Origin of the sequence: Schaalia radingae, from assembly GCF_900106055.1 — a bacterium.
GTDB lineage: Bacteria > Actinomycetota > Actinomycetes > Actinomycetales > Actinomycetaceae > Pauljensenia > Pauljensenia radingae_A.
On record NZ_LT629792.1, the window covers coordinates 397,549 to 422,430 of the forward strand.

General features: G+C 59.6%; 16 protein-coding genes and 1 riboswitch. Of the genes, 12 read left to right on the forward strand and 4 right to left on the reverse strand.

Translation table 11 applies throughout. The features are described from left to right. Positions 1-30 precede the first annotated feature (30 nt). Positions 31-1,158 (reverse strand): tape measure protein, encoded by a 1,128-nt coding sequence (locus BLT69_RS01710; RefSeq protein ID WP_092648239.1) that lies wholly within the window; start codon positions 1,156-1,158, stop codon positions 31-33. A 15-nt stretch (positions 1,159-1,173) separates the two neighbouring features. Beyond that, complete coding sequence (locus BLT69_RS01715) at positions 1,174-1,455, reverse strand: hypothetical protein (RefSeq protein WP_058236207.1); 282 nt, start codon at positions 1,453-1,455, stop codon at positions 1,174-1,176. A 148-nt stretch (positions 1,456-1,603) separates the two neighbouring features. Between BLT69_RS01715 and BLT69_RS01720 the strand changes: the two genes are divergently transcribed. From BLT69_RS01720 to BLT69_RS01765, 10 genes are all read left to right on the forward strand, one after another. After that, positions 1,604-3,874, forward strand: a complete 2,271-nt coding sequence (locus BLT69_RS01720; RefSeq protein WP_092648240.1) for a bifunctional metallophosphatase/5'-nucleotidase — start codon at positions 1,604-1,606, stop codon at positions 3,872-3,874. A 72-nt stretch (positions 3,875-3,946) separates the two neighbouring features. Further along, a complete protein-coding gene (locus BLT69_RS01725; RefSeq protein WP_257590367.1) occupies positions 3,947-6,466 on the forward strand; it encodes an ATP-dependent helicase in 2,520 nt (839 codons plus the stop codon). A 121-nt stretch (positions 6,467-6,587) separates the two neighbouring features. Continuing rightward, positions 6,588-7,799 (forward strand): ADP-forming succinate--CoA ligase subunit beta, encoded by a 1,212-nt coding sequence (gene sucC, locus BLT69_RS01730; RefSeq protein ID WP_092648242.1) that lies wholly within the window; start codon positions 6,588-6,590, stop codon positions 7,797-7,799. Positions 7,800-7,825: 26 nt separating this feature from the next. After that, complete coding sequence (sucD, locus tag BLT69_RS01735; RefSeq protein WP_058236204.1) at positions 7,826-8,746, forward strand: succinate--CoA ligase subunit alpha; 921 nt, start codon at positions 7,826-7,828, stop codon at positions 8,744-8,746. A gap of 93 nt (positions 8,747-8,839) precedes the next feature. Next, positions 8,840-10,579, forward strand: coding sequence for a cell division protein PerM (locus BLT69_RS01740; protein ID WP_092648243.1), 1,740 nt, complete (start codon positions 8,840-8,842; stop codon positions 10,577-10,579). Positions 10,580-10,608: 29 nt separating this feature from the next. Then, positions 10,609-10,695, forward strand: a riboswitch (ZMP/ZTP riboswitch). Between the two features lie 29 nt (positions 10,696-10,724). After that, positions 10,725-12,521, forward strand: a complete 1,797-nt coding sequence (locus tag BLT69_RS01745) for a bifunctional phosphoribosylaminoimidazolecarboxamide formyltransferase/inosine monophosphate cyclohydrolase (RefSeq protein WP_092649048.1) — start codon at positions 10,725-10,727, stop codon at positions 12,519-12,521. A gap of 136 nt (positions 12,522-12,657) precedes the next feature. Next, on the forward strand, positions 12,658-13,626 hold the full coding sequence (locus BLT69_RS01750; protein WP_092648244.1) for a S41 family peptidase: 969 nt from the start codon (positions 12,658-12,660) through the stop codon (positions 13,624-13,626). A 247-nt stretch (positions 13,627-13,873) separates the two neighbouring features. Further along, positions 13,874-16,171 carry a glycoside hydrolase family 3 N-terminal domain-containing protein gene (locus tag BLT69_RS01755; RefSeq protein WP_257590368.1) on the forward strand — a complete coding sequence of 766 codons (2,298 nt, stop codon included), beginning with the start codon at positions 13,874-13,876 and terminating at the stop codon, positions 16,169-16,171. Positions 16,172-16,210: 39 nt separating this feature from the next. After that, on the forward strand, positions 16,211-17,785 hold the full coding sequence (gene guaA / locus BLT69_RS01760; RefSeq protein ID WP_257525372.1) for a glutamine-hydrolyzing GMP synthase: 1,575 nt from the start codon (positions 16,211-16,213) through the stop codon (positions 17,783-17,785). A 620-nt stretch (positions 17,786-18,405) separates the two neighbouring features. Continuing rightward, entirely contained in the window at positions 18,406-18,846 is a 441-nt protein-coding gene (locus BLT69_RS01765; RefSeq protein WP_257590369.1) for a hypothetical protein, read from the forward strand. A 219-nt stretch (positions 18,847-19,065) separates the two neighbouring features. On the opposite strand, the gene BLT69_RS01770 is transcribed toward BLT69_RS01765, so the two are convergent. Then, complete coding sequence (locus BLT69_RS01770; RefSeq protein WP_092648246.1) at positions 19,066-20,517, reverse strand: hypothetical protein; 1,452 nt, start codon at positions 20,515-20,517, stop codon at positions 19,066-19,068. Positions 20,518-20,519: 2 nt separating this feature from the next. Continuing rightward, positions 20,520-21,800: a hypothetical protein gene (locus tag BLT69_RS01775; RefSeq protein WP_092648247.1), complete on the reverse strand. Its 1,281-nt coding sequence runs from the start codon at positions 21,798-21,800 to the stop codon at positions 20,520-20,522. 46 nt (positions 21,801-21,846) lie between these two features. On the opposite strand from BLT69_RS01775, the gene BLT69_RS01780 reads away from it, so the two are divergent. Together BLT69_RS01780 and BLT69_RS11000 are read left to right on the forward strand one after the other, a co-directional pair. Further along, the gene (locus tag BLT69_RS01780; RefSeq protein WP_257590370.1) at positions 21,847-23,550 is read left to right on the forward strand and encodes a hypothetical protein; all 1,704 of its coding nucleotides are present in this window, start codon (positions 21,847-21,849) and stop codon (positions 23,548-23,550) included. A gap of 476 nt (positions 23,551-24,026) precedes the next feature. Beyond that, positions 24,027-24,458 carry a hypothetical protein gene (locus tag BLT69_RS11000; protein WP_257590371.1) on the forward strand — a complete coding sequence of 144 codons (432 nt, stop codon included), beginning with the start codon at positions 24,027-24,029 and terminating at the stop codon, positions 24,456-24,458. Positions 24,459-24,882 lie beyond the last annotated feature (424 nt).

Below are 24,882 nucleotides of genomic sequence, written 5' to 3' on the forward strand. Positions count from 1 at the left end.
CTTTCAAATAGCCCGTCGTCACTCATGAGCTCAGTGGAATAGTTTGGAGACCAGTGACAGTGCACTGTCTCCCACCGCATCCCCAAACTTCGATGCCGCAAGTCCTCCGATTGCACCGCCGATGAGGCTGCCCGCGAGAATTCCAACGGGTCCACCAAACGTTCCGATCATACCGCCGATCTTCGCGCCAGCCGTAGCTCCAGCCCAGCTGCTGACACCACTGACAGCGGCGCGCGTACCGGCACGCGCGATACGCTCGCCTTCACCCATCTGAGGATTATGGGCATCGGCTTGATATTGCTCGTACCCCTTCAGTCCGGCACTGAGGACATTCATGCCCCTGCCGACCCACTTGGTGGCAGGATGCGAAAGAATTTTCGAGGCGCCCTTCGAAATCTTCGCAGCGGTACTTCCTGCCTGACCCGATTTTGCCACCCAGTTCTTCGCTTTGGTCATGGATGAAAGCCGCTCGAACGTGCCCATGCTCTTGGGGGAGACGAACTTGCCACCTGCCCCGCGTGGCGCGAAACGGAATCTTGAGTCCATCGGCAGCCACTGTGCGGCTTTACCAAGGTTCTTGGCGCGCGAGAAAGCCCAAGGTGCCAGAGCCAACCCAAGACCTGGTGGGAATAGGCTCTTAATGAGCTCTTCGAGGAAATTGAGTTGGTCTTCGCACGCACTATCCATTGTCTCGTGCGCTTCCTGCTCACTTTGACGCAGTTGGTAAGCAGTTTCACCCGCGGCGTTGTACGCCGTGACCTTCCTGTTGTACTCAGCAATTTCAGCAGGACTGGGGTCGCCAACGGGCGGAGTTGGTTCGTTGATCACGTCGCCCGTGACGATCAGACCATTGCCGGATGCTGTGCTTCGTGCTTGAGCAAAATCGTTGCGAATTCCTCTGATAGTGCCAGAAAACGTTGTCAGTGCTGTTGTGAATCTGCCCAAAGAATTTGCGCACTCGAGCAGAGAATCTATCGCTGTGCTGATCTTGTTGACAGACGCGTCATGTGTTTCGCCCTCCAGAGCATCACTGGTGGAGCGACGAACGTCCGAAAGGTTATCGACGTAGTCATCCAGTGAGTCTTTTGCTGCGTTCAGCGATGCGACAGATGAATCTATCTGCGACGGATCAGCTTCGACGCTGGTGTCAATTGCCATCTCAGTCTCATTCCCTTAGGGCTGCTGCGTGTAGGTTGAGGAAAATCGGCCTTGGTGTGTGGTATCAACGTGGACAAACGTCTTGATCGCCGTGTCCATGCCCGACGCGAATGTCTCGACCTGCTTGCCTGCTGCGGCGATGCTTTCCTGCAACGCTGTTGTGAAGGATGAACAGGCAGCGTCCGAACGCCCCGTTCCCTGTGGTGCGTTGAGCGTGATGCTGCGGATACTTGCGGCGGTTGAATGTGCCTCGCTGGCAGCCTTATGCGCCTCAGCGGTATCTACTACCAGATTCATACTTAGAGGCTACAGCGGGGTATTCGATCTTTCAATGGTGTGACTTAAACTACGGACTTCAGAGAATGTCAACTTCAATTGCCCCCTTGGAGTGATGTAGGTCATCTTGTTACGATGTGCACGCACCTAGTGACCGCGTAAAGGAGCAATGGTGAATACCACGTATCGTCGTCGCGTGGCTGCAGGAATTGCAGCCGGCACGTTTGTAACTTTAGGCTTCGGAGTAGCCGCACAGGCCGACACGGCGCAGTCAGATGCTGAGCCCATGTCGGCTTCTTCTGACTCACCAGCACCAGCACCGGCGTCGCCTACATCGGAGCGAGCCGCCCGGCAGAACAATATTGTGACTCTTGATCTGTACAAGCTTACAGACGTTCACGGTCATATCTCCCAGGTATCGAAGGACGGGAATGTGACCGAAGCCGGTCTTGCCGCTGTTGGCTGTTACCTTGACCAGGCCCGTGCAGCCAACACAAACTCGACGTTTACGCTGCTGGGCGACAACATCGGAGCAAGCCCCTACGTCAGCGGCTCGTTGAACGATAATCCCACAATTGAAGCTCTCAACCTTTTGCGCCCGGATGCCTCGACGATCGGCAACCACGAACTCGACATGGGCCAGGAGGTCTTCAAGCAGCGGGTTGACGGTTCAGCTGCCGACCAGTTCGTCCAGGCTCAGTTCCCCTACCTGGCAGCCAATGTCAAAGGGATGGGCACCTACCGTAATGATCAGGGCGAAGAAGTACCCTACCTGGGTGACACGAAGATTGTGAGCACGCCCTCCGGTGTCAAGGTCGCTTTCATTGGTGCGATAGCGCAGGACGTTCCCTACAAGCTCTCACCCAAAACCACTGAGGGCCTGACATTTGAAGACCCCATTGCGGCTGTTAACGACCTTGCAGGTTCCCTCAAGTCGAGCGGACAGGCCGACGTTGTGATCGCCATGCTTGACGACGACGTGAAGAACAACTTCCCGAAGATGGGGAAGAATGTCGACGGCCTCATGGGTGGTGACACGCACGTGCCATACGACTTCGACATGGTGGACGGAGCCGAAGGTAACAAGCTCTCAGCGGTAGCTTCCGGCTCGTACACCGACAACCTCGGCGTGCTGCACATCCAGTACGACACCGCGAAGAACACAGTTGTTGAATCCAGCGCGGACCTGATCCCCGCCAGCGAAATCGCGCAATGCGGCGAGGATCCTGACATCAAGGACGTCGTCACCAACGCTGAGAAGATGGCGAAAGAAAAAGGCCAGAGCGTTGTTGCCACAATCGCTCCCAACGCGAAGTTCTCACGCGGAGTCTTCGACAAGGCCGAGGGGGAGTCGGCCGGCCCCGGATCCAACCGTGGCATCGAATCAACACTGGGAGGTCTGGCTGCAGACGCAATGCGTCACGCCGTGACCACCCCTGACGGCGAACCCGTGGACATCGGAATGATCAACGCCGGTGGCCTGCGAGCCGATCTTCAGGCCAATGACAAGGGCGAAATCACCTACGCCTCCACATTCGCGGTCATGCCATTTTCGAACCAGATTGGATACGTGACCCTCAAAGGCTCTGACATTAAGCAGGCACTTGAACAACAGTGGAAGACCAACCTCAATTCGCAAAACTCCCGCCCGATGCTCAAGCTTGGCCTTTCCTCCAATGTCTCCTACACCTATGATCCCGCCAAACCGTACGGTGAGCGCATCACATCCGTCCTCGTCAACGGAGCTCCGATCGACGAGTCCGCCTCCTACACGGTGGGGTCGGTGACGTTCCTGCTCAGTGGCGGTGACAGCTTCGACGCCCTGACCAACGGCGGTGAACCGGTCATTTCACAGGGACTCGACAGGGATTACTTCAATGAGTACCTCAAGGCTCACGAGGGGGAACTGGCCCCTCGAGCACTTAAAGGATCAGTCGGCCTGTCACTGTCAGGTGAGGCGGTGCCGAACAACTCGGTTATCTCGATCGACCTGCGTGGACTGTCCTTCAGTGAAGGCCCGGGAATCACCGACACGGTCACCGTGAGTGCAGGAAGCCAGAAGGCAACCGCCAAGGTGAATAACTCACTGGTCGAACCTCAGGCCAATACGGAGGCCAGCATCATCACCACTGATGGTGCAGGTCAGGCTCAGGTTGAGCTGACTGCTCAGGCTGACTGCTCGGCGACCCCCGGACAGGTAGTCGAGCTGCCACTGACCGTGTCGACCGATGCCGGTGATGTTGTCACAGCGGCCAATGGCCTGGTTGTGCGCGTCTCCTGCCCGGCCGCCCAGCGTCCCGTTGAGGAGGGAAAGGCGCCAGCAGGTGCCCCTCAGACCGGTAAGATCGCGCGGACAGGTGCCACCGATTCAGTTGCGATTGCTGCCCTGGTCCTTGCCGGCGTGGGAGCTGCGCTGACGATGCGTCGCCACCGCGCCTAAGATCGCTGTCACATCCGCCCTGGGCATCGCGCGGGTACGGAAATGCCCGTGCGATGCCCTACAGTGGAGTCGATGAATCAGCGTTATTTTTCAACCAGACGGCCACGTATCGCCCTTCCGGACCTGGGATTCACCCAGGCGACAACGGAGCCTGACGCCGCCCTCGTCAATGACACAGATGTCGATGCGCTGCTGGACGGGCTGAACGATCAGCAACGCGACGCCGTCACCCACGAGGGCAGTCCGCTTTTGATTCTGGCTGGTGCCGGGTCAGGTAAGACGCGTGTGCTGACCCATCGCATCGCCTGCCTGCTGGAAACGGGGCGCGCACGCGCCAGTGAAATCCTGGCGATCACCTTCACGAACAAAGCGGCAGCTGAGATGCGTGAACGCGTGGCGAACCTGATTGGGCCTGCGGCAAGATCCATGTGGGTGTCCACATTCCACTCGGCGTGTGTGCGGATCCTGCGCAAGGAACACGCTGCGGCAGATTTGACATCAACGTTCACGATTTACGATGCGCAAGATTCGCAGCGTCTGATACAGATGGTGCTCAAAGCCGCCAACGTCGATGTCAAACGCTTCACGCCGAAAATGGTGGCCGCACGAATCTCTGACCTGAAGAATGAGCTGGTCGCTCCCGCCCAGTTCGAGGCGAATGCGCCCAACGATCCGATCTCGCAGGTTGTGGCGGAAGCGTATGTCGAATACGACAAACGACTGCGCCAGGCTAATGCCCTCGATTTTGATGATCTGATTTCGCGCACAGTAGCCCTGCTGCGCGACAAACCCGCCGTCGCTGAGCACTACCACCGACGTTTCCGTCACATCCTGGTCGACGAATACCAGGACACGAACCACGCGCAATATGTGCTGGTTCGACTGCTCACCGGCAGTGGCGATGACGGTGTCGACAGCGCGGAGCTGACAGTTGTGGGTGATTCGGACCAGTCGATCTACGCGTTTCGCGGCGCCACGATCCGCAACATCGAAGAATTCGAACGCGATTTTCCCGGTGCCCGCACGATCTTGCTGGAACAGAACTACCGATCCACGCAGAACATTTTGTCCGCAGCCAACGCCGTCATTGCCCGCAATCAGGGCCGCCGCCCGAAGAATCTGTGGACCGCTCACGGTGACGGGGCGCCGATCGTGGTGGCCGCACTGGACAGCGAATATGACGAAGCGCGTTTCCTCATCAAAGAAATCCGTCGCCTGCACGATCAGGGAATTGACGAGGGTGACATCGCGGTGTTTTATCGCACGAACGCGCAATCACGTGCCTTGGAAGAACTCCTGGTCCAACAGGGAATCGCCTACCGCCTGGTGGGTGGCACGCGCTTCTACGAACGCAAGGAAATCAAGGATGCGATCGCCTATCTGCAGGCCGTGGTCAACCCCGACGACACGGTGTCGCTGCGGCGGATCCTCAACACTCCGCGCCGCGGCATCGGTGCGCGCGCCGAGGGTGCATTGCTGGCGCACGCAGACCTGTATAACGTGTCGCTGGGTGAAGCGATTCGACACGTCTGGGTCCACGCAGGCAGTCCCGCTGGTGAAGGGGAAGGGATCGAGATCCCTGAAACAGAAGAAAAGTCAGCAGCGGAATCTGCCGGCGCCCCTGTCCCGTCCGTTCAGGGGCTTACCCCGCGGGCATCTGCATCTGTCGCAGGTTTCTGGGGGCTGCTTGAAGCCGCACGCGCACTGGACAGGGCCGGCGCGCCGCCAGCCGATATTCTCGACGAGATCCTTGACCATTCCGGCTACCTTGCCGAACTCAAGCGCTCAGATGACCCTCAGGATGCATCGCGCGTGGAGAACCTGGCTGAACTGCACACTGCTGCCACGACGTTCCGTCAAAGTGAACCGGAAGGAACGCTGCTCGACTACCTCGAACGCGTCTCACTGGTGGCTGACTCCGACCAGGTGCCGTCCGATGAGGAGCGTGGCGGCTTTCTGACGCTGATGACCGTTCACACCGCCAAGGGCCTGGAATTTCCCGTTGTTTTCGTCACCGGTATGGAGGATGGCATCTTCCCGCACCAGCGCTCCCTGGGCGAAGAAGCTGAACTTGAAGAGGAACGCCGCCTCGCGTATGTAGCGATCACGCGAGCCCGCTCACGCCTGTACCTGACGAGGGCGGGGCAGCGTTCCGCCTGGGGCACACCGCAGGAATTGCCGCCCTCACGCTTCCTGGATGACATTCCGCCCGAGCTGATCGATGAGCGCTCCTCCATGACATCGACAGAACGCCTGCGTCAGGTGCACCGACAACGCACCGACCGGTACGGTGACGCTGATGCGGCACCGGCATTCGGGTCAGGGCATTCAAATCTGAGGAGCGCTGCTTTCCGCCTTGCGGGTCGGCGCGCCGTCCGAATGGGAGTTCCACCGGCTCAGCAGGCGGAGCCTCCCTCGGACACGACGTCGCTGGTACTGAAGACCGGTGACGTGGTCGAGCATGCGACGTTCGGACGTGGCACCGTGCTGAGCGTGGAAAACAGTGGGGCGCGGGCCGTGGCGCGTATTGACTTTGCCGGCCGGACGAAGAATCTGCTGATCCGAATGGCTCCGCTGACGAAGATTTCATAGGAATTTTGTCCAAAGGGTAGGACTGAAGGCCTCCTTCACGGTAGTCTGAAGGCGATGTCTCGATGTCAAGGTAATTTGTGGCGTCGAAGAAGATCGTGCGAATACTGAAAAGGAGACAGGCGTGGACCTATACGAGTACCAGGCGAAGGAACTGTTCAAATCGCATGACGTGCCAATCCTGCCGGGTATCGTCATCACCGAGGCTGACCAGGCAGTTGACGCTGCGAACACGTTGAACGCTGACCTTCTCGTCGTGAAAGCGCAGGTGAAAACGGGCGGCCGCGGGAAAGCCGGTGGCGTCAAACTGGCTCGCAGCGGCGACGAGGCCCGCGAACATGCCAGCAAGATTCTCGGCATGGACATTAAGGGGCATACCGTCAATACGGTGATGATCACCGCCGGATGCGATATTGCCGAGGAATATTACTTCTCAATCTTGCTCGATCGTGCGAACCGTCAGCACCTGGCGATGTGTTCACGTGAAGGCGGCATGGACATTGAAACCCTCGCCAAGGAGCGCCCCGAAGCACTGGCCCGCGTTCCCCTGGATGCGCAGCGCGGCATTGACGAGGACGTTGCGCGCGACATCCTGACTCAAGCAGGATTCGAGGGCGACACGCTCGAAAAGATCGTGCCCGTCCTGGTCAAGCTCTGGGACACCTATCACGGCGAAGATGCCACGCTGGTGGAAGTCAACCCGCTCGTCCTGACACCAGAAGGCGACGTCATCGCGCTGGACGGCAAAGTCACGCTCGATGACAACGCGCGCTTCCGTCATGCCGAGCATGAACAGTTCATCGATACTGCAGCTGAAGACCCTCGCGAAGCAATGGCGAAAGCTGCGGGCTTGAATTATGTGCGACTGCAGGGCGAAGTCGGCATCATCGGTAACGGTGCCGGCTTGGTGATGTCCACCCTCGACGTTGTTGCGCTCGCAGGTGAGGAATACGGTGTCAAGCCCGCGAACTTCCTGGACATCGGCGGCGGAGCGTCCGCTGACGTGATGGCCAAGGGCCTGGATGTCATCCTCGGAGACGAACAGGTGCGCGCCGTGTTCGTCAACGTGTTCGGTGGGATCACTGCATGCGACCAGGTGGCGCAAGGTATCGTTGAAGCACTGTCGATCCTCGGTGACAACGCCACGAAGCCGTTGGTGGTGCGCCTTGACGGAAACCGCGTTGATGAGGGACGCGAAATCCTCCAGCAAGCCAGTCACCCGTTGGTCCACATGGCACACACCATGGACGGAGCAGCCCGCATGGTGGCGCAGCTGGCTGCCGGCGTCGAGCCCGACCCTGAAGACACATCCGATCCGGCCGCCCCGCTGGCCTGAAACCTGGAAGCACAAGGAGACTTCTCATGTCGATTTTTCTTGACTCACACTCACGCGTCATCGTCCAGGGCATGACCGGATCAGAGGGACGCAAGCACACCCAGCGCATGCTCAACTCGGGCACCGCCATTGTCGGCGGCGTCAACCCGCGCAAAGCCGGACAGTCCGTGACATTCGATGTCCAGGGATACGGGCCGATGGCTGACCAGGTCACCGACGGCCCTGTCGACATCCCTGTGTTTGGAACGGTTGCAGAAGCGGTGAAGGAAACGGGTGCCACAGTATCCGCCATTTTCGTGCCGCCGGCATTTGCGAAAGACGCTGTACTCGAAGCTGTCGATGCCCGCGTGGAGACGGTCGTGGTCATCACTGAAGGCATCCCGGTCGCTGACTCCACGGAGTTCGTGGCTCGCGCACGTGAAGCGGGCGTGCGCGTGATCGGACCGAACTGCCCGGGCATTATCAGCCCCGGACAGTCGAACGTCGGCATCACCCCGGCAGATATTACCGGCCCAGGACGGCTGGGACTGGTATCGAAGTCAGGCACACTGACCTACCAGATGATGTTCGAACTGCGTGACATCGGCTTTACCACCTGCCTGGGAATCGGTGGTGATCCGGTTATTGGCACCACGCACATTGACGCGCTCGAAGCCTTTGAAAATGACCCCGACACCGAATTGGTCGTCATGATTGGTGAAATCGGTGGCGACGCGGAAGAGCGCGCAGCTCAGTGGATTTCCGAACACATGACCAAACCGGTGGTGGCCTACGTTGCCGGTTTCACGGCTCCGGAAGGCAAGACGATGGGGCATGCCGGCGCGATCGTGTCTGGATCTTCCGGCACGGCCGCGGCGAAGGCTGAAGCACTCGAGGCCGTCGGCGTGCGGGTGGGTCGTACACCTTCCCAAACTGCCATCATCGCTCGCGAGATTCTGCAGAAATAACATCCGGTCGTGCACCGCTGATCGTGAATGAACTTTCTCATGGTCGGCGGTGCACCTCCATGTGTGGGCGCGGATGCGAGACGATGAAGAACGATGACGCACTCACCTGACTCTTCCCCATCGCAGCGCCCTGACAGGCAGCGCGCAGAAGCGGACCTGTCCGCTGATGAGATCCCAACCGAGGTGGTTGGCGCGTGGCTTGAGGAGGAAGACCGTGAAGCCGGTGCGTCGCTGATTTTTGTGCCGGCTCACGATGAGGCAGACAGTGATGATGAACCCGAATTGGATAATTCGGAAAAAGAAACTGAACGCCTCGACCTTGACGGAACCGATGAATCGGCACCTCAGGTGCACGACGAGGAACCTCACACCACTCGCACCGCCGTGCGGCGACGCACGATCCGCATCGCACTGCCTGACGGGTGGGCACGCTCCGGCCTGGCCGGCATTGAGGCGGCCCTGATCGGATGGGCGTTCATGATGGTCGTGACGCTGGTGGGGTACTGGTTCGTCTCGCAGAACCCCTGGCTGGCGTCGACCAGCTGGGACGATGCTCGGGCAGTGGGTGGTGACCTCTGGGCTGCGACGCTGGGAGCGCCGATCACGGTGGGGCAGAGCGACATCCTCGCCATTCCGACACTGCTCGGAGCGCTGCTGATCATCATTTTGCGTGTTCTTCTGCTGCCGGGACGGGATTTTCCTGCCGCCGCGCAGTGGATGGCTGTCCCCACGTTTGCAGTCACGGCGCTCATTACAGCTGGAGCGTCCTCGGCTCACATCAACGTGTGGCGCGCACTGCCCGGTGCGCTCGTCATTCCGCTTCTGGCAGCGACCTGGGCGGTAGTTGCTGCTCGACACACGTGGACATGGCCCACGATTTCATCTGAACGGCGCGAATCGTTGACATGGCTGTGGTCAGGGCTGCGCCTTGGTCGCGTTGCCGTGGCACTGACAGTGCTGTTCAGCCTGATCATGAGCGCCGTGTCAATCCTTGTTTCTCTTCAGCGTATCTCCGGTATCCACGAACTGCTCTTTGCTTCGACCAAGGACACGGTCATCATCAACATTGTTCAGGCCTTGTTTGCTCCGTCGATCATGGCATGCGCACTGGCGTGGATCGCGGGGCCTGGTTTCTACGTGGGTGCCGACGCCCTCCATTCAGCGGCGAACGCGCCTGTTGCGCCGATTCCGGCGATCCCGATCCTTGCGGCCGTCCCACAGACAGCTCCGGGCCACTGGGTGGCCTGGGCGCTGGTGGGAGTGGGAATCCTGCTGGGCGCATGGGCGGCGTGGCGGCATCGTATGACGCACCTGTGGAAGCAGGCGGCTGCGATGGGAGTGGCCACCGTGATCACTGCGCTCGTCATCGCAGCATGGCTTGCCTCGTCGCGCATGTCGTTGGGGTCGACCCGTCTGAGTGTCGTTGGCCCGCGCGTGTGGTGGAGCGTGCTGTTCGTCGTACTGGAAGTGTGCATGGTCGCGCTCGCGGTGTCCCTGGCAGCACATCCGACCACGATCGCGTGGGTGCGCCGAGCGGCCGCAGCTTTGACGGCGTGGACGAAGGCGCGTATTGCCGCATGGAAGGAGAATCGCGCCCAGTCATCGACGAGGGAGACGCCCCTTCCAGCTCCTGACCTGAATGAAGCCGGCGAAGAGACGCCGGAGGAAGAGGAAACGGCGCTGGAAGAAGAGGCGACAGAAGAACTGCCCGCTCCTCCGCGTGCTCCGGATGCCCGCATGGAAGCACTCAAAGCCAGCGCTGCGCCCACGGAACCCATCGCCGTGTCAGACAATACTGACAACAGTGACGAAGATCTGAAAGATCACAGCTAGTCGCATATCCGGCGCCGCCCTCGTACACTAAAAGAGGCCGCAACTGGCGAGGGTGGAGGACCACCGGGAAGCGGCTGAAGCAGCCTCGCACGGCGCCGCCCGCCTGGGCGCTGAGGACCGACCTTGAACCCCCTTGGAGGAAGAATTGTCAGTCCGTTTGGATAACCTCGAACCCGTTGATGTCCGCCCGATCCGCAGAGCACTGATCTCCGTTTACGACAAGACCGGCCTGGTTGACCTGGCTCGCGCACTCGCTGATGCTGGCGTCGAAATCGTGTCCACCGGTTCAACTGCACAAAAAATCCGTGACGCGAAGATTCCTGTGACGCCCGTGGAAGACGTGACTGGTTTCCCCGAGGTGCTGGAAGGCCGCGTCAAGACGCTGCATCCGAAGATCCATGCCGGCATTCTCGCTGATCAGCGCAAAGCCGATCACCGCCAGCAGCTCGAAGACCTGGGGATCGCAGCATTCGACCTGGTGGTATGCAATCTGTACCCATTTGAGGACACGGTTGACTCGGGCGCAGGATTCGACGAATGTGTTGAGCAGATTGACATCGGCGGCCCGTCGATGGTGCGCGCTGCTGCGAAGAACCATCCCTCCGTTGCCATTGCTACCAACCCGGAGCAATACGACGCGGTGATCGACGCTGCACGCTCTGAGGGATTCACTCTGGAGGAGCGTCGCGAACTGGCAGCGGCCGCATTCCGTCACACAGCAGATTACGACGCCGCCATCGCTGACTGGTTCGAAGACGAACTGGATGCTGACCTTGATGTTGACGAGTCGGCTGAAGCCGATGACGTTGATGACGCACAGTGGCCACCGGTGCTGGTCTCTGCTTTCGAACGCCTCCACACCTTGCGTTATGGCGAAAACCCGCATCAGGATGCCGCCGTATACGGCGACATCGTCGAGCTGATGGGCGAGGGCGAAGTTGACGTTGAGTTTGACGAGCCAGGCGATGAACAGGACGGCGACGACACGACCCAGGACCTGCTGCCTGGCATCGCGAACGCGCGCCAACTGCATGGCAAAGCGATGAGCTACAACAACTACACCGATGGTGACGCAGCACTGCGCGCAGCATTTGACCATGACGAGCCGTGCGTGGCCATCATCAAGCACGCGAACCCGTGTGGGATCGCCATTGGCGCAGATGTGGCGGAAGCACACCGCAAGGCGCATGCATGCGATCCTGTGTCAGCATTCGGCGGAGTGATCGCAGTCAACCGTGAGGTCAGCGTCGAACTGGCCAGGCAGATCAAACCGATCTTTACCGAGGTCGTCCTGGCGCCCTCCTACGCCGAAGGCGCACTGGAAGTACTGGAAACGAAGAAGAACCTGCGAATCCTGCAGGTAGTGCCACCGGTACGCGGAGCCCTGGAGTTCAAGCAGATTTCCGGGGGACTGCTGGTGCAGGAACGCGACGACATTGACGCTGACGGTGACGATCCGGCGAACTGGACTTTGGCGGCAGGCGAGCCGGCCGATGAGGCAACACTGCGGGACCTGGAGTTCGCATGGCGCACCGTGCGAGCCGTGCGGTCGAACTCAATCCTGCTGGTTCACGACGGAGCAAGCGTCGGGGTTGGCATGGGGCAGGTCAACCGCGTGGACTCCTGCCGTCTGGCGGTCGAACGCGCGAACACGCTGGGTGGTCGCACAACAGGTGACGCCGCTGCTGACAAGGTGGATTCGGCGGGCGGTGCACGCACGGCTGATGTGGTCGCTGACGAGCCGGAGCGTCGCTCCGAAGGTGCCGTTGCCGCCTCGGACGCATTCTTCCCGTTTGCTGACGGCCTCCAGGTGCTGATCGATGCCGGCGTGAAAGCTGTCGTTCAGCCCGGTGGATCGATCCGCGACAACGAGTCGATCGAAGCGGCACAGGCCGCTGGCATCACGATGTACATGACGGGAACCCGTCACTTCGCGCACTGACAGGCGCTCAACGATCTGCATATGCGGGGTAGAGTCAGCTCTACCCCGCAATGTAGATGGGGCTGTCTTCGCACGCATGGGCCTGCCTCCTCATAATGGAACGCAGACCGACACGTCAACGTGAGGAGCTTAGTCCATGTCCACGGTTGCCAAACGAATCATCATCGCCCTGGTGGCACTGATTGTTGTCGCCGCTGCGATGCTTGGAGTCGCTGTCGTCAGGTGGGGACCCAACTTCGGTATTTGGCTGACTGAGCCCAGTCCACAGCGCTACGGTGAAGTCGCCCTCGGCCATCTTGACCAGGGAATCAACGCATCGTCCGAAGCCTGGCAGGATGAGCGCCCACGAGTCGAACAGGCAATCAGCGAAGCCACCAGCATTGACGAGGTCGACGCTGTCCTGTCCGATGCCGTCAAAATTGCGGGAACGAAGCACTCATTCCTCATGACGGCGGACGAAGCGCAAGAAGCCGTCGACGAGTACGAAGCGCCGAGCGTGGAAGAAAACGACGGTGTCGTGACTGTTCATATGCCCGCGTTTATGGGCACACCCGACCAGGGCAGCGAGTACGCGCAAACTATTGCGCAAGCTGTGTCCGGAGCGAATGTGTGCGCGGCGGTGATTGACCTCAGTGAAAACGGTGGTGGCGACATGGGGCCGATGATTGCCGGTATCTCGCCACTGATTCCTGACGGTCCCGTGTCCTACTTTGTTACGGGCGGAGGCGAAAGCGCCGTCATGTTGGAGAGCGGGAAGGTCAGCGGCGGCGGAAGGCCCACGACCGTTGACATCACGGAAAAGTCAGAGGTGCCGGTCGCGATTGTCACCGGTGAACACACTGGCAGCTCCGGTGAGCAGGCTTTGCTCGCTTTTAAAGGCGTACCGAATACGCGCGTGTTTGGCCAGCCGACCGCAGGATATGCCACGGTCAATACACCGTTCCCGCTGTATGGAGGAAAGCAGCTTGTGGTCACAGTCGGCGTGACGAAAGACCGCATGGGAACGACTCACGCGGAAGATCCGATCGCACCGGATGTGACGATGGAACCGGCTCAAGCGGTGAACGCGGCAACGCAATGGGCGCGCGACCAGGGTTGTCAGTAGATCGCTCAGCGTTGCCCTGCCGCGAACTCGCCTGTATTCACGTCGATGACCATGCGTTCAGGTCCGGCAATGGCGGGCGGTTCGCGGAATAAGAGGCGCATCAGGCACGGTTGGGGGGTCGTTCATACGACGTAGCATGACGCAGAAAGATGAACTGCGTTCGACAATGCGATAACAAGAAGAGAACGGCCTTGATGTTCTAATTTACCGACTGTAATATTAGGGTGTTAACTGCCGTGAAAGGACAATGATGACTGACGCTGCTTACCCATTCCAAGATGCTGCTTTGTCGACCACTGAACGCGTCGACGACCTGCTGGGACGCCTGACGGTTGAAGAAAAAGCCGGACAACTGACCCAGTACTTCTACCTCGCTATGGCGTTGAACCAGCAGGACGGCGCGCCCGCTGACGGAGATGATGCGAACACAGCCCAACGCGCGATGGTGGAAAAAGCGATTAAAGCGGGGCGAGTAGGATCACTCCTGTTCGTCAACGAAGCCTCTGAGACGAACCGGCTGCAGAAACTGGCGATTGAGCACCATCGTTTCGGAATCCCATTGATCTTCGGCTACGACGTCATCCACGGTTTGCGTACCATCTTCCCGGTGCCACTGGCAATGGCAGCAAGCTGGGATCCTGACAGTGCCTCGGCCGCCCAGCGCATCGCAGCACGCGAGGCGCGTTCAGTCGGTATTCACTGGGCATTTGCACCGATGGTCGACATTGCACGCGACCCGCGATGGGGTCGCATCATTGAAGGAGCAGGTGAAGATCCCTACCTGGGTGGTGCGATGGCTGCCGGACAGGTGGCAGGCTTCCAGGGCGGTGCGGGTGCGGACGACGCTGTGCCAGGTGACGCCATCCTTGCCGGTCCCAAGCACTTTGCCGGCTACGGTGCGGCTCGCGGCGGCCGCGACTACGAAGACGTCGACCTGTCCGATTCGGAACTTCACAACGTGTATCTGCCTCCCTTCCGTGACGCTGTTGCCGCTGGCGCACGCAATATCATGAGCGCGTACATGGATCTGAACGGCGTGCCTGCCTCGGGCAACAAGTGGTTGCTGACCGACACGCTTCGCGACGAATTCGGCTTCAAGGGGTTCGTTGTGTCTGACGCGAACGCTGTCCACTCGCTCACCGTCCAACACTTCGCCAAGGACCTGCCCGATGCGGGCGCGCGAGCCGTCAACGCCGGTCTTGATATGGAAATGGCGATGTTCGAGGCCGCATACGAGCACCTGCCCGAAGCGGTAGAGGACGGACGTGTCTCGATGGAGGTGCTGGATGAAGCTGTCCGTCGCGTACTGCGCGCCAAGTTCGACCTTGGCCTGTTTGAACATCCCTACGTTGACGAGGGAGACGCTGCCGCAACCCTGTCCACACCTGAGCATCGCGACGCAGCACAGCACGCTGCTGAACGCACATTCGTGCTGCTGAAGAACGAACACTCCACGCTGCCGCTCAAGGCAGACAAGACGTCTTCCATCGCAGTGATCGGTGAGCTGGCCAATGCACGGCGAGACCCACTGGGCCCATGGTGCTTCAAGTACGACACCGATGAAACAGTGACGATCCTGGACGGTATTCGCCAGCGCGCCGGTCAGGATGTGAACGTTGAGTTTGAACCTGGCGCGGGAGTAGGGGAGCGCCTGTATCCCTCGATGTTCGACGATAATGATACGGTCGTGGATCGCACCCCCGAGGACTGGGATGATGATGCGCACATTAACGCCGCCGTGGAACTTGCTGCACGCAGCGATGTTGCGGTCGTGGTGATCGGCCAGCATCAGAACCAGATCGGTGAGAAGGCCTCCGTGTCCACCTTGGAACTCCAGGGGCGCCAACTGGAGCAGCTTCAGCGTCTGGCAGAGACGGGAACCCCCCTCGTTGTCCTGTGTATGTCGGCCCGTCCGCTGGACCTGACTTGTGTTGATAGTCATGAGGGCGTCGGTGCGATCATGCAGATCTGGTATCCGGGGACGCGTGCAGGCGCAGCCGTGGCAGCCGCGCTGTTTGGTGATGTCTCGCCTGCCGGCCGTCTGCCGATCACATGGCCACGCAACGTGGGGCAGGTGCCGATGGTCTACAACCACTACCGCACGTTCCAGCCCGAAGGCGCAGGTGAGCGTTACTTCAACGAGCCGAGCACGCCGCTCTACCCGTTCGGATACGGCTTGAGCTACGCGTCATTTGAGTATTCGAATCCGCGTTTGGATCGTGATCAGATCCGCGTCGGTGAGACAGCCACGCTCAGCGTTGACGTCACGAATACCGGGGATATGGATGCCGACGAGGTTGCCCAGCTGTACATCCACCAGTGCTACGGCACGTCCTCGAGGCCTTTGCGTGAGCTTAAGGGATTCTCACGTGTGAGCATCCCGGCCGGTGAGACTGTGAGGGTGACGTTCCCCCTCGGCCCCAATCAACTGCGGTACTGGAGCGCGGTCACGAAGGACTGGATCCAGGACGCCACGCGCATCGAACTGTATGTGGGTGGTGATTCCAACGCGCCTTTGGCAGGTTCGCTGACGGTGACGCAGTGATTGTGGCGCATGGGTCGTCCGTACGGCTACGATGAGCCTGTGAGCACTGAAAATCGTCCTGTTCTTGTTGTTGACTTTGGCGCCCAGTACGCGCAGCTGATTGCGCGTCGTGTCCGTGAGACCTCTGCGTACTCGGAGATCGTGCCGCATACGATGCCGGCCGTCGAGATGCTTGCGAAGGATCCGGCTGCGGTGATCCTGTCCGGCGGCCCGTCATCTGTGTACGCGGACAACGCGCCAACGTTTGACACTGAGCTGTTCACGTCAGGCGTCCCGGTGCTCGGCATTTGCTATGGGTTCCAGGTCATGGCGAAGGCTTTGGGCGGCACCGTCGGCAAGACGGGAACGCGCGAATACGGCCATACGTCGCTCACGATTGACGAGGGCGCCTCCAGCGCGCTGCTTGCTGGTACTCCGGCAGAACAGTCCGTGTGGATGAGTCACGGTGATGCGGTGCAGCAGGCGCCGGATGGTTTCACTGTGACGGCCAGCACGCAGGAAACGCCTGTTGCCGCGTTCGAGGATCAGTCGCGCCGGCTCTATGGTGTGCAGTGGCACCCTGAGGTGCATCACAGCGAGTTTGGCCAGAAGCTCATTGAGAACTTCATTCACGAGTGCGCGGGTATTGGCACTGATTGGACTCCCGGGTCGATTATTGATGATCAGGTGGCTCGGATCCGTGAGCAGGTGGGCGATGCGCGCGTGATCTGCGGTCTGTCCGGGGGCGTGGATTCCTCGGTTGCTGCCGCGCTGGTGCACAAAGCGGTGGGCGATCAGCTGACGTGTATTTTTGTTGATCACGGGTTGCTGCGTGCGGGTGAGCGTGAGCAGGTCGAGCATGATTACGCGGGCACGATGGGGATCCGCGTGGTGACGGTGGATGAGTCGGAGCGTTTCCTGAATGCTCTGGCTGGCGTGAGCGACCCGGAGCAAAAACGCAAGATCATTGGCCGCGAGTTCATTCGTTCTTTCGAGGCTGCGCAATTGAAACTGGTGCGTGAGGCCGGTGAAGCGGGCGCGGAGATCAAGTTCCTCGTACAGGGCACGCTGTACCCCGACGTTGTTGAATCCGGTGGCGGCGAGGGTGCTGCGAACATCAAGTCGCACCACAATGTCGGTGGACTGCCGGAGGACTTGAACTTTGAGCTGGTGGAGCCGCTGCGCACGCTGTTCAAGGACGAGGTGCGCGCCATTGGCCTGGAACTGGGCGTGCCGGAGAACATTGTGTGGCGTCAACCGTTCCCCGGTCCTGGCCTGGGAATCCGCATCATTGGTGACGTGACGCGCGAACGCCTGGAGATTCTGCGCGCCGCGGATCTGATTGCCCGTGAAGAGCTGACCGCTGCCGGGCTGGATCGTGAGATCTGGCAGTGTCCGGTGGTGTTGCTGGCAAATGTGCATTCGGTTGGCGTGCAGGGCGATGGCCGCACCTATGGCCATCCGATTGTGCTGCGCCCCGTGTCGTCCGAGGATGCCATGACGGCCGACTGGTCGCGCGTACCGTTCGATGTCCTGGCCCGCATCTCCAACCGCATCACCAACGCGGTGCCCGAGGTCAACCGTGTTGTCCTGGACGTGACCAGCAAGCCGCCGGCAACGATTGAGTGGGAATAGCGGAAACTGGCTTCTGAACTCGCGTTTTGGTGCTGCCGAGTACCACCTGATGCTGTTTCGGCATCGCCTCAGAACAAAGCCACCAGCGAAATAGTGGGAATAAAAGCCCTCGAACCCTCTGGTTCGAGGGCTTTCTTTTTGCATTCTTACCTGGGAAAACGGTTCAATTATTCCCGCATGCCCCTACTGGGCGGTACGGCGGAGCACTCGGCGGTACGGGAATAATGGGGCCCTGCGGGAATAATTCACAATTCGGGTCCCCCGAGGGGCGATTTCGCGCGGCCGAAACTAAGTTGAAACTGCGAGGTGGATTCAAGCCCTCGTCAATTGCATTTGCCCAGGTCAACAAACGGGAATAATAAAACGCGAAAATCGGTTTCCGCAGTTTCAGTGACCCCGAATGCCGCCGAATAACGCCGCGTATCTTGCTGTGTTCGGGCACGTAATTATTCCCTTAACAGAGCTTCCGGGGTGCCGATTTCATGCGGAAATAACGGAACAGCCTCCGGAGAACCGGAGGCTGTTCGCAAGGAAACGTCAATTTAACTGGGGAGATATCAGAAAGAGGTCTTCCAGTCGGCGTAAGCGGCCTCGTCTATTTCGCCGCGTTCGAGCTCGAGATGCGCGAGGAGCCCGAGAGGGGGCTCTGGCTCACGGCGAACTGGCACCAGGTGCGCGACGACTGGCGCGCCGACGCGCCTGCGGACGACATCCCGGCTGCGCGCAGGTCCCGCGGGTGGCGCTTCATACTGGCCTCGGAGGCCGAACTCGGGCAAGCCCGTCGCGTCCTGCTCGACGGCGATGAGGCGTTCGCCCGGGTGCGGGGCTTCCTGTGTGACGCGGCTGCGATCGGCGCCTGCTACCGCGAGCACGTGGGCCCTCCCTCAAAACCGCTGAAGTCGCAGATTAGGGACCTGCAGCGCGCGCTGGGGAGGGCGGAGGTCCCGGGCGTGCCGGACGAGCTGGCGAGGCTGCTCGCGCAAGAGAAGGAAGAGGGCGCCGAGGATGGCGCCCGCAAGGTCAAGGAAGATTGGGGTGACGTCGATGAAGAGGCTTGGTAAGTTCCTCAAGGCGGCGCTTAAGGTCACGCTGGGCTTTTTTCGTCTGGCTGTTCCGCGCTGTGTTCAAGTGGGCGATGTAGACGATGACCGTTTGCCTGCCTAGGCAAGCATTCGCTGTTATGAGCATGATAGTAGTGCAAGGAGATTCATCCGTTCTAGACGGCAAACGGCCGAGCGATTGGGTTTCGCTCGGCCGTTGTTTCTTTAACCTGACTGATTCTAATTTAGAAAGAAATCATCGACTTCTTCGCGCGTGTGCAGGATTTCGTCTTCCGGAACATTGAGGCTTGCCGCTAACTCGGCAGAGCCTGAAAAAGCCATTGCTACATTCGGGGAGAAAGCCTTCTCGAGAAGTCTGATGTATGCGCTCATATTCTCACGAAGCCCGCTGATGCATGCGGCGTATTCGCCATCGAGCTCAGTATCGAGGGCCTTCAGTTCCTGAGCATAGTGCGCGAGCAGCTCCGCCTCTCGTTTGTTATAGAAATCCTTTCCCAATTCGTACACGGTCGCGCCTACGGCGTTGCCGACGAGGGCGCCCAGAATCGGGATCGGAATGATAACCTGGCCCACGAAGCTCGAGAATGCGCTCACGGACGCATCGAGGCACGCGATTTCGGAGCGTTCTATAAACTCGATCTCCGTCAGCTCGCCGCCGCGGAACCTGTAAGCGCATTCTGCGACGCCGAATGACGCAGTGACCAGCGCGCTTGCGACAGATGAGGGCGTGGCCGTGTAGTTGTTCAGCCAATAAACAGCTCCACCGCGAACCCCGCCCTTGACGAGTCCCATGCCGGAATCTTTGGCGATTTCCTCCCAGTCATCCTGGGTCAAGTCGTCGATACGCTTTCCGTTCCCGAGATGGCGCTTCATTGAAATGACGAATGCCGTTCCCGCTTCCAGAACGGCGCCAGCCGCTGCGGCTTTCGCGCCCTCTTGAGGCGTGGGCTTGTGCTCCTCGTAGATGTCTTTCTTTATCCGCTCGCTCTCGTCTGCGAGCCTGCTCTTCTCCTCGGCCATCTTGTCGGCGATAGCGTTCTTCTGGACCTCCGAGTACTCGAATTTGGAGGCTTCAAGGTCATCGATACTGAACCCGCTTGAGTCGAAGAACTCATGGATGCTCTTCCAGGTTGAGTAGGATGGGCCGCCGGTCGAGGACGCCAGTTTGGCTGCTTCCTCCTTTGGCATCTCATACAGGGAGCGCACCGCGTCGAGATGGTCCTTCGGGATCTGATAGATGCCGTCTTTGTCGAGGAAATCGGGGTACTTCTGCAAATGGGCGGCCACAGCGTCCAAGGAGAACTTGCCGCCGGCGTTCACGAACTTGACCTGTATCTCGACGCCGTTGCGCAAAAGGTCGGCGGGGCCGTTGTCGTTCACCCATTCCATTACCGGTTTATCGCCATGGACGAGGCTCTGCGCATTCTCCAACCCGCATTCGGCCACCTCGGCGATGAACCCATGGATGCCCTTGCTGCCGCCCCTGTTCGCAACGACGAGGTCCTCGATCTTCCCGAGCGCCCAGTTCATGGACTCCATTGTGGAATCGAGGTTCTGGTCTTGGCGGTTGAGATTCTCGATGAGGTCGTCGATTCTCATCTGGTTGATCAAGCCGATCCATGCGGCGACGGCCTGCTCCTGGGAGCTCTTGAGTACCTTCTCTGCGTTCATGGCTATTCACCGTCCCGGGCGGCCACCCTCTCGACGATGAGGCTGCCCAGGGACTTCGCATTGTTTACCAAGGCACCCAGGGCCAGTTTCTCGTCGTCGGAGATGGAAAGGTAGTCGGCGCCGTACATGCGGCATGAGGGCATAAAGGACCCGGACAGCTCTTCGCGAAGGGTATTGGTCTTTATCTTAAGTGCCCCGATTGCTGCGGACGTCTCCCTGAGAGCCTCGGTGTTCCGCTTCACCGACAGGAGCTCTTCGTGCTTTTCCCTGGCAATCTCGTGCTGCTTTTTCACAAAGAGAGCGATGGAGGTCAGCAACGTGGCGCCTGCGACGCCCCATCCGATGGGGCCCGCCATTGCCAGGAAAGCGGTGCCACCGGCCATTCCGCCGCCTCCGGCGGCCAATGCGCCTCCGCCGAGCCAGGTCATCGCTGCGTTCGTCGCGGCAGCGCCCGATAGCGTAGAGATCGCGGTGCCCGTGGAGGCGGTACCGAAAGTTGTGGCAACCCACATGGCGGCGGATGGGGCGATGCTGGCAACGGCCATACCTGCCGCGACGCCGGCGCCAGCGCTGGCTGCCGATTTCCGTGCCGAGTCCAGCTCTTCGCGGGCGAAGGACGCCGACTCTTTGAAGCTTCGCTTTTTGTGTGACACCTCATCGATATCTTCCACGAACGACTTCGGCGTGTTCGCGATCGAGTTCACCAGATCGGTAACGAGGGCCAGCAGGTCGATGCTCCTCAACCTAGACTGGTAGAGCTCGATTCCGCCCGATTCCAGATCGGTATAGGTTTGGTTGTATTCGATGACGGCGAGCTCGTACTCATCCGGTTCTTTCGTCCATGCATTCTCGATGCCTTGCTTGACCCCATCAGCGATCTCTCCCGCTTTACCTGCGGCGGCGACGACGGCGCCTTGAGCACCGGCCGCCGCCGCGCTTGCAGCGTTTGCGGCCCCTTCAGCCACATCGCCAAGCATTTTCGCCATATGCTCTGGAGCAAGCCTTTGAGATTGGGGCGATGCGTCAACGTTTTGCTCATCGACAAACTCAGTGTTGTACTTGAAGCTCTTCGGATTTGGGCCGTCCTTGATCGCATCTCCAATGCTCTGAATGGCGCCCTTTGCCTTGCCCGCAATGTCCCCGATGGCCTGTCCCGTCTGGTCGGCGGCGCTTTGAGCGGCATTCGATGCCTGTTCGGCAGCGCTTGCGATTCCTTTTCCTGCAGCGGCCGCAGCCTTCTGCGCCCCTTTTATTGGGTCGAAGCCTTTATCGAAGAATCCCATCGCCCCTGCCTTTCTCCATATGCAATCTAAGGCCATTATCCCACCAATGGATTTGGCCTCTATCAGCGATTTAACCACCGGTCATTATCTGCGCGTCAACGTGAGCGCAGGCTCGGGCGCGGGCATCGGCCTTGCTGCCCTGCCGCCCGTGCAGAAGTCGATGCGCGACCCGCTCGAATCGAAGTCCATCACGCTGTCCTGCGGCAAGCTCACCACCGGCGTCACGGTGAAGCCATGGACCGGCGTCTTCATGCTCTCCAACGTAAAGAGCGCCGAGACCTACTTCCAGACGGCGTTTCGCGTGCAGTCGCCCTGGACGGTCAAGGATGACGACGGGAACATGCAGATCGTCAAGAACGAGTGCTACGTGTTCGACTTCGCGCTCGACCGCGCCCTCACCATGGTGTCCGACTACTCCACGCAGCTCTCCACAGAGAAGAAGGGCCCCGAGCAGAAGGTCGGCGACTTCATCCGCTTCCTGCCCGTGCTCGCCTACGACGGCAGCCGTATGAAGGAGATCAACGCCTCCGAGATCCTCGACATCGCCATGGCGGGGACCTCCGCGACGCTTCTCGCCAAGCGCTGGGAGTCGGCGCTGCTCGTCGACGTCGATAACGACACGCTACGACGCTTGCTCGCCAACGACGAGGCAATCAACGCCCTCATGAGCATCGAGGGCTTCCGAAGCCTCAACGACGACATCAAGACCATTATCAACAAGTCGGAAGCGGTAAAGAAAGTCAAGAAGGAGAAGGGTGACAACCTCACCCAAAAGGAGAAGAAGCAGCTCAGCGAGGAGGAGAAGGAGTTCAAGTCCAAGTGCAAGGAGATACAGGAGAAGCTGATCAAGTTCGCCACGCGTATCCCGGTCTTCATGTACCTCACCGACTACCGCGAGGAGACGCTCTACGACGTCATCACCCAGTTGGAGCCGGGGCTGTTCAAGAAGGTCACCGGCCTCGACGTCTCGGACTTCAACCTGCTCGTCTCGCTTGGCGTGTTCAATTCCGCCCTCATGAACGACGCTGTCTACAAGTTCCGTCGCTACGAGGATGCGAGCCTTGTCTACACTGGCATCAACAAGCACGAGGGCGAGAAGGTCGGCCTCTACGACACGTCTCTGTCCAATTACGACTACCTCTACGCGAAGCAGCAGGAGTCGATGGTGGCCCCCGACGGTTCCACTCTGGGCAACGGCGCTGGGGCGGAGGCTCCGTCGCCTGCTGTTGCGGTAAGGCCCGCGATCAAACCGTCGGCATCGGGCGTTTCGAGGTCGACTGCGAAAGCAACGACGCTCGGAGAGGCGCCCGTCAAGAAGGACTGGGTCATCGACGTCCTCGAGTCCCACAACGTCCGCATCGCCGATCGCCGTCCCAAGGGCGGAAGCCTTTGGGCCATCGGCGGCGGTGAGCTCGACGTCGTCATGAACGAGCTTGCCGCGAACGGCGCGCAGTTCACCTACAAGTTGGAAGGCGGTAAGGCAACGAGCTTCAAGGCCGGCTGGTGGCTTTCCGGCTATCCGAAAAAGTCCGAGCCCAAGGCATTGGAGCCCGAAGAGCCGGTTATCACTGAAGCCGACCTTTCCAGGATTGAGGAAGGAACCCAGGTCTTCCACAAGAGCTTTGGCTATGGTGAGGTCGTTTCGATTGGCAGTGACAGAATCGCCGTGCGTTTCGACAACGACAAAAAGAAAAAAGAACGCGAATTCATGTTCCCGTCGACCTTCTACCAGGGGATGTTGCAGCTATGAGGTCCGCAGAAGCCATCAAGTCGATACTCGAGGAGCAAGGCCGCTCCCAACGCTCCCTTGCTATCGATCTCGGTCTCACCCCGCAGGCGCTAGACCAGCGCCTAAAGTCGAAGACTATGAAGGTGGAGACCTTGTGCCAAACGGCAGCGCAGCTCGATTACTCTGTGAAGCTGGTTCCGAAAGGTGGCGGCGAGAGCATAGAGATTGAGGGTTAACCGATGTGCTTGGAGCTTGACCTGTTGCTTCCTGTTTCCGAAAGCGAAGCGGGTGCGCCCCAGGGCGCCCCGCGGATTATTGAGCGCTCGCCGAGAAATCTCATCGGGGAGGCTCGCTTGGCGTTCGATGCCGGGCTGCTAATCTCATGCCTGACGGTTCTGGTCACCATTCCAGATGTCTGTTCGAATTTGATCGACTCTAGCAATAAAGATGGTCAGTGAGATTGGTGTACAAGGTATCTCGGGTTTCCTAGCACCCCTGTGGTTGACGACATCGACCGATCTCGCGAGCAAAGTCGAGACCATATCGAGCGAACGATGAATGCGCTCATGCGGGAAGACAACTTCACCGCATCCGATTTCTGCCAGCTGCGAAACGCTGTGCTCCATACCGGATCTTCGGTTGTTGACGGCGCGGGGGCAAACTACTCGCCGTTACATTCGATCGATATACAGGTCTTCAACGACGACAGCCAGCTGGTCATTGGATATGGAGCCACCAGCTCACCAGAGGCGAATGGAATTGAAGGCGATTGCCGCATAAAGATCAACATCAACTTAACTGCCCTGCTTGCGCGCATGGAAAGGGGCGTTGAAAGGTTTTTGAGCGAGTATCCTGAGCTCGATAAGGAAAAAGGGGAATGGGAGTACCTGACTTGGGGAATCGTTGATTTTCGAGCTCCGATCAACTGAGGGCTCCTTTGTTCACTAAGTGAAGCGATCAGCCTTATTGAGCAGTTCCGAAGCGTGATTAGGGGCATGCACGAAGCCACCTGCGACGATTCTTTCAGTCATCGCTCTTGTGTATCCCTTCTGACCTGCGGGAACGCATGACGATAAAGCCGCTGGCTACGATTCACTTCGTTAAACGGGCGTCGATGAGGATGATTGTTGCTTTTGGCATCCATTTCGGGTGTTTCTGAGCCTCAAAACCAGCCCATTCTTGTCCCCGGGACAAAAATGAAACTGCGGGCTCGCGGTTTCGAAATAGTTCGCGCTTTTGTCCCAGGATTTGTCCCAAACGCCTACGCGAGGTCACGCAGCGGGATTCGGTGGTATGACGGTCAAAATCGACGAGCCAACTGGAGTCAACTGGAATGACGCAACAGTAAACGAG

Excerpts from the sequence above, each read along its gene's own strand:
- BLT69_RS01710 (WP_092648239.1), bottom strand. The coding sequence starts at position 1,158 with ATGGCAATTGACACCAGCGTCGAAGCTGATCCGTCGCAGATAGATTCA.
- BLT69_RS01715 (WP_058236207.1), bottom strand. The coding sequence starts at position 1,455 with ATGAATCTGGTAGTAGATACCGCTGAGGCGCATAAGGCTGCCAGCGAG.
- BLT69_RS01720 (WP_092648240.1), top strand. The coding sequence starts at position 1,604 with ATGGTGAATACCACGTATCGTCGTCGCGTGGCTGCAGGAATTGCAGCC.
- BLT69_RS01725 (WP_257590367.1), top strand. The coding sequence starts at position 3,947 with ATGAATCAGCGTTATTTTTCAACCAGACGGCCACGTATCGCCCTTCCG.
- sucD (WP_058236204.1), top strand. The coding sequence starts at position 7,826 with ATGTCGATTTTTCTTGACTCACACTCACGCGTCATCGTCCAGGGCATG.
- BLT69_RS01740 (WP_092648243.1), top strand. The coding sequence starts at position 8,840 with ATGACGCACTCACCTGACTCTTCCCCATCGCAGCGCCCTGACAGGCAG.
- BLT69_RS01750 (WP_092648244.1), top strand. The coding sequence starts at position 12,658 with ATGTCCACGGTTGCCAAACGAATCATCATCGCCCTGGTGGCACTGATT.
- BLT69_RS01755 (WP_257590368.1), top strand. The coding sequence starts at position 13,874 with ATGATGACTGACGCTGCTTACCCATTCCAAGATGCTGCTTTGTCGACC.
- BLT69_RS01765 (WP_257590369.1), top strand. The coding sequence starts at position 18,406 with ATGCGCGAGGAGCCCGAGAGGGGGCTCTGGCTCACGGCGAACTGGCAC.
- BLT69_RS01770 (WP_092648246.1), bottom strand. The coding sequence starts at position 20,517 with ATGAACGCAGAGAAGGTACTCAAGAGCTCCCAGGAGCAGGCCGTCGCC.
- BLT69_RS01775 (WP_092648247.1), bottom strand. The coding sequence starts at position 21,800 with ATGGGATTCTTCGATAAAGGCTTCGACCCAATAAAAGGGGCGCAGAAG.
- BLT69_RS01780 (WP_257590370.1), top strand. The coding sequence starts at position 21,847 with ATGGATTTGGCCTCTATCAGCGATTTAACCACCGGTCATTATCTGCGC.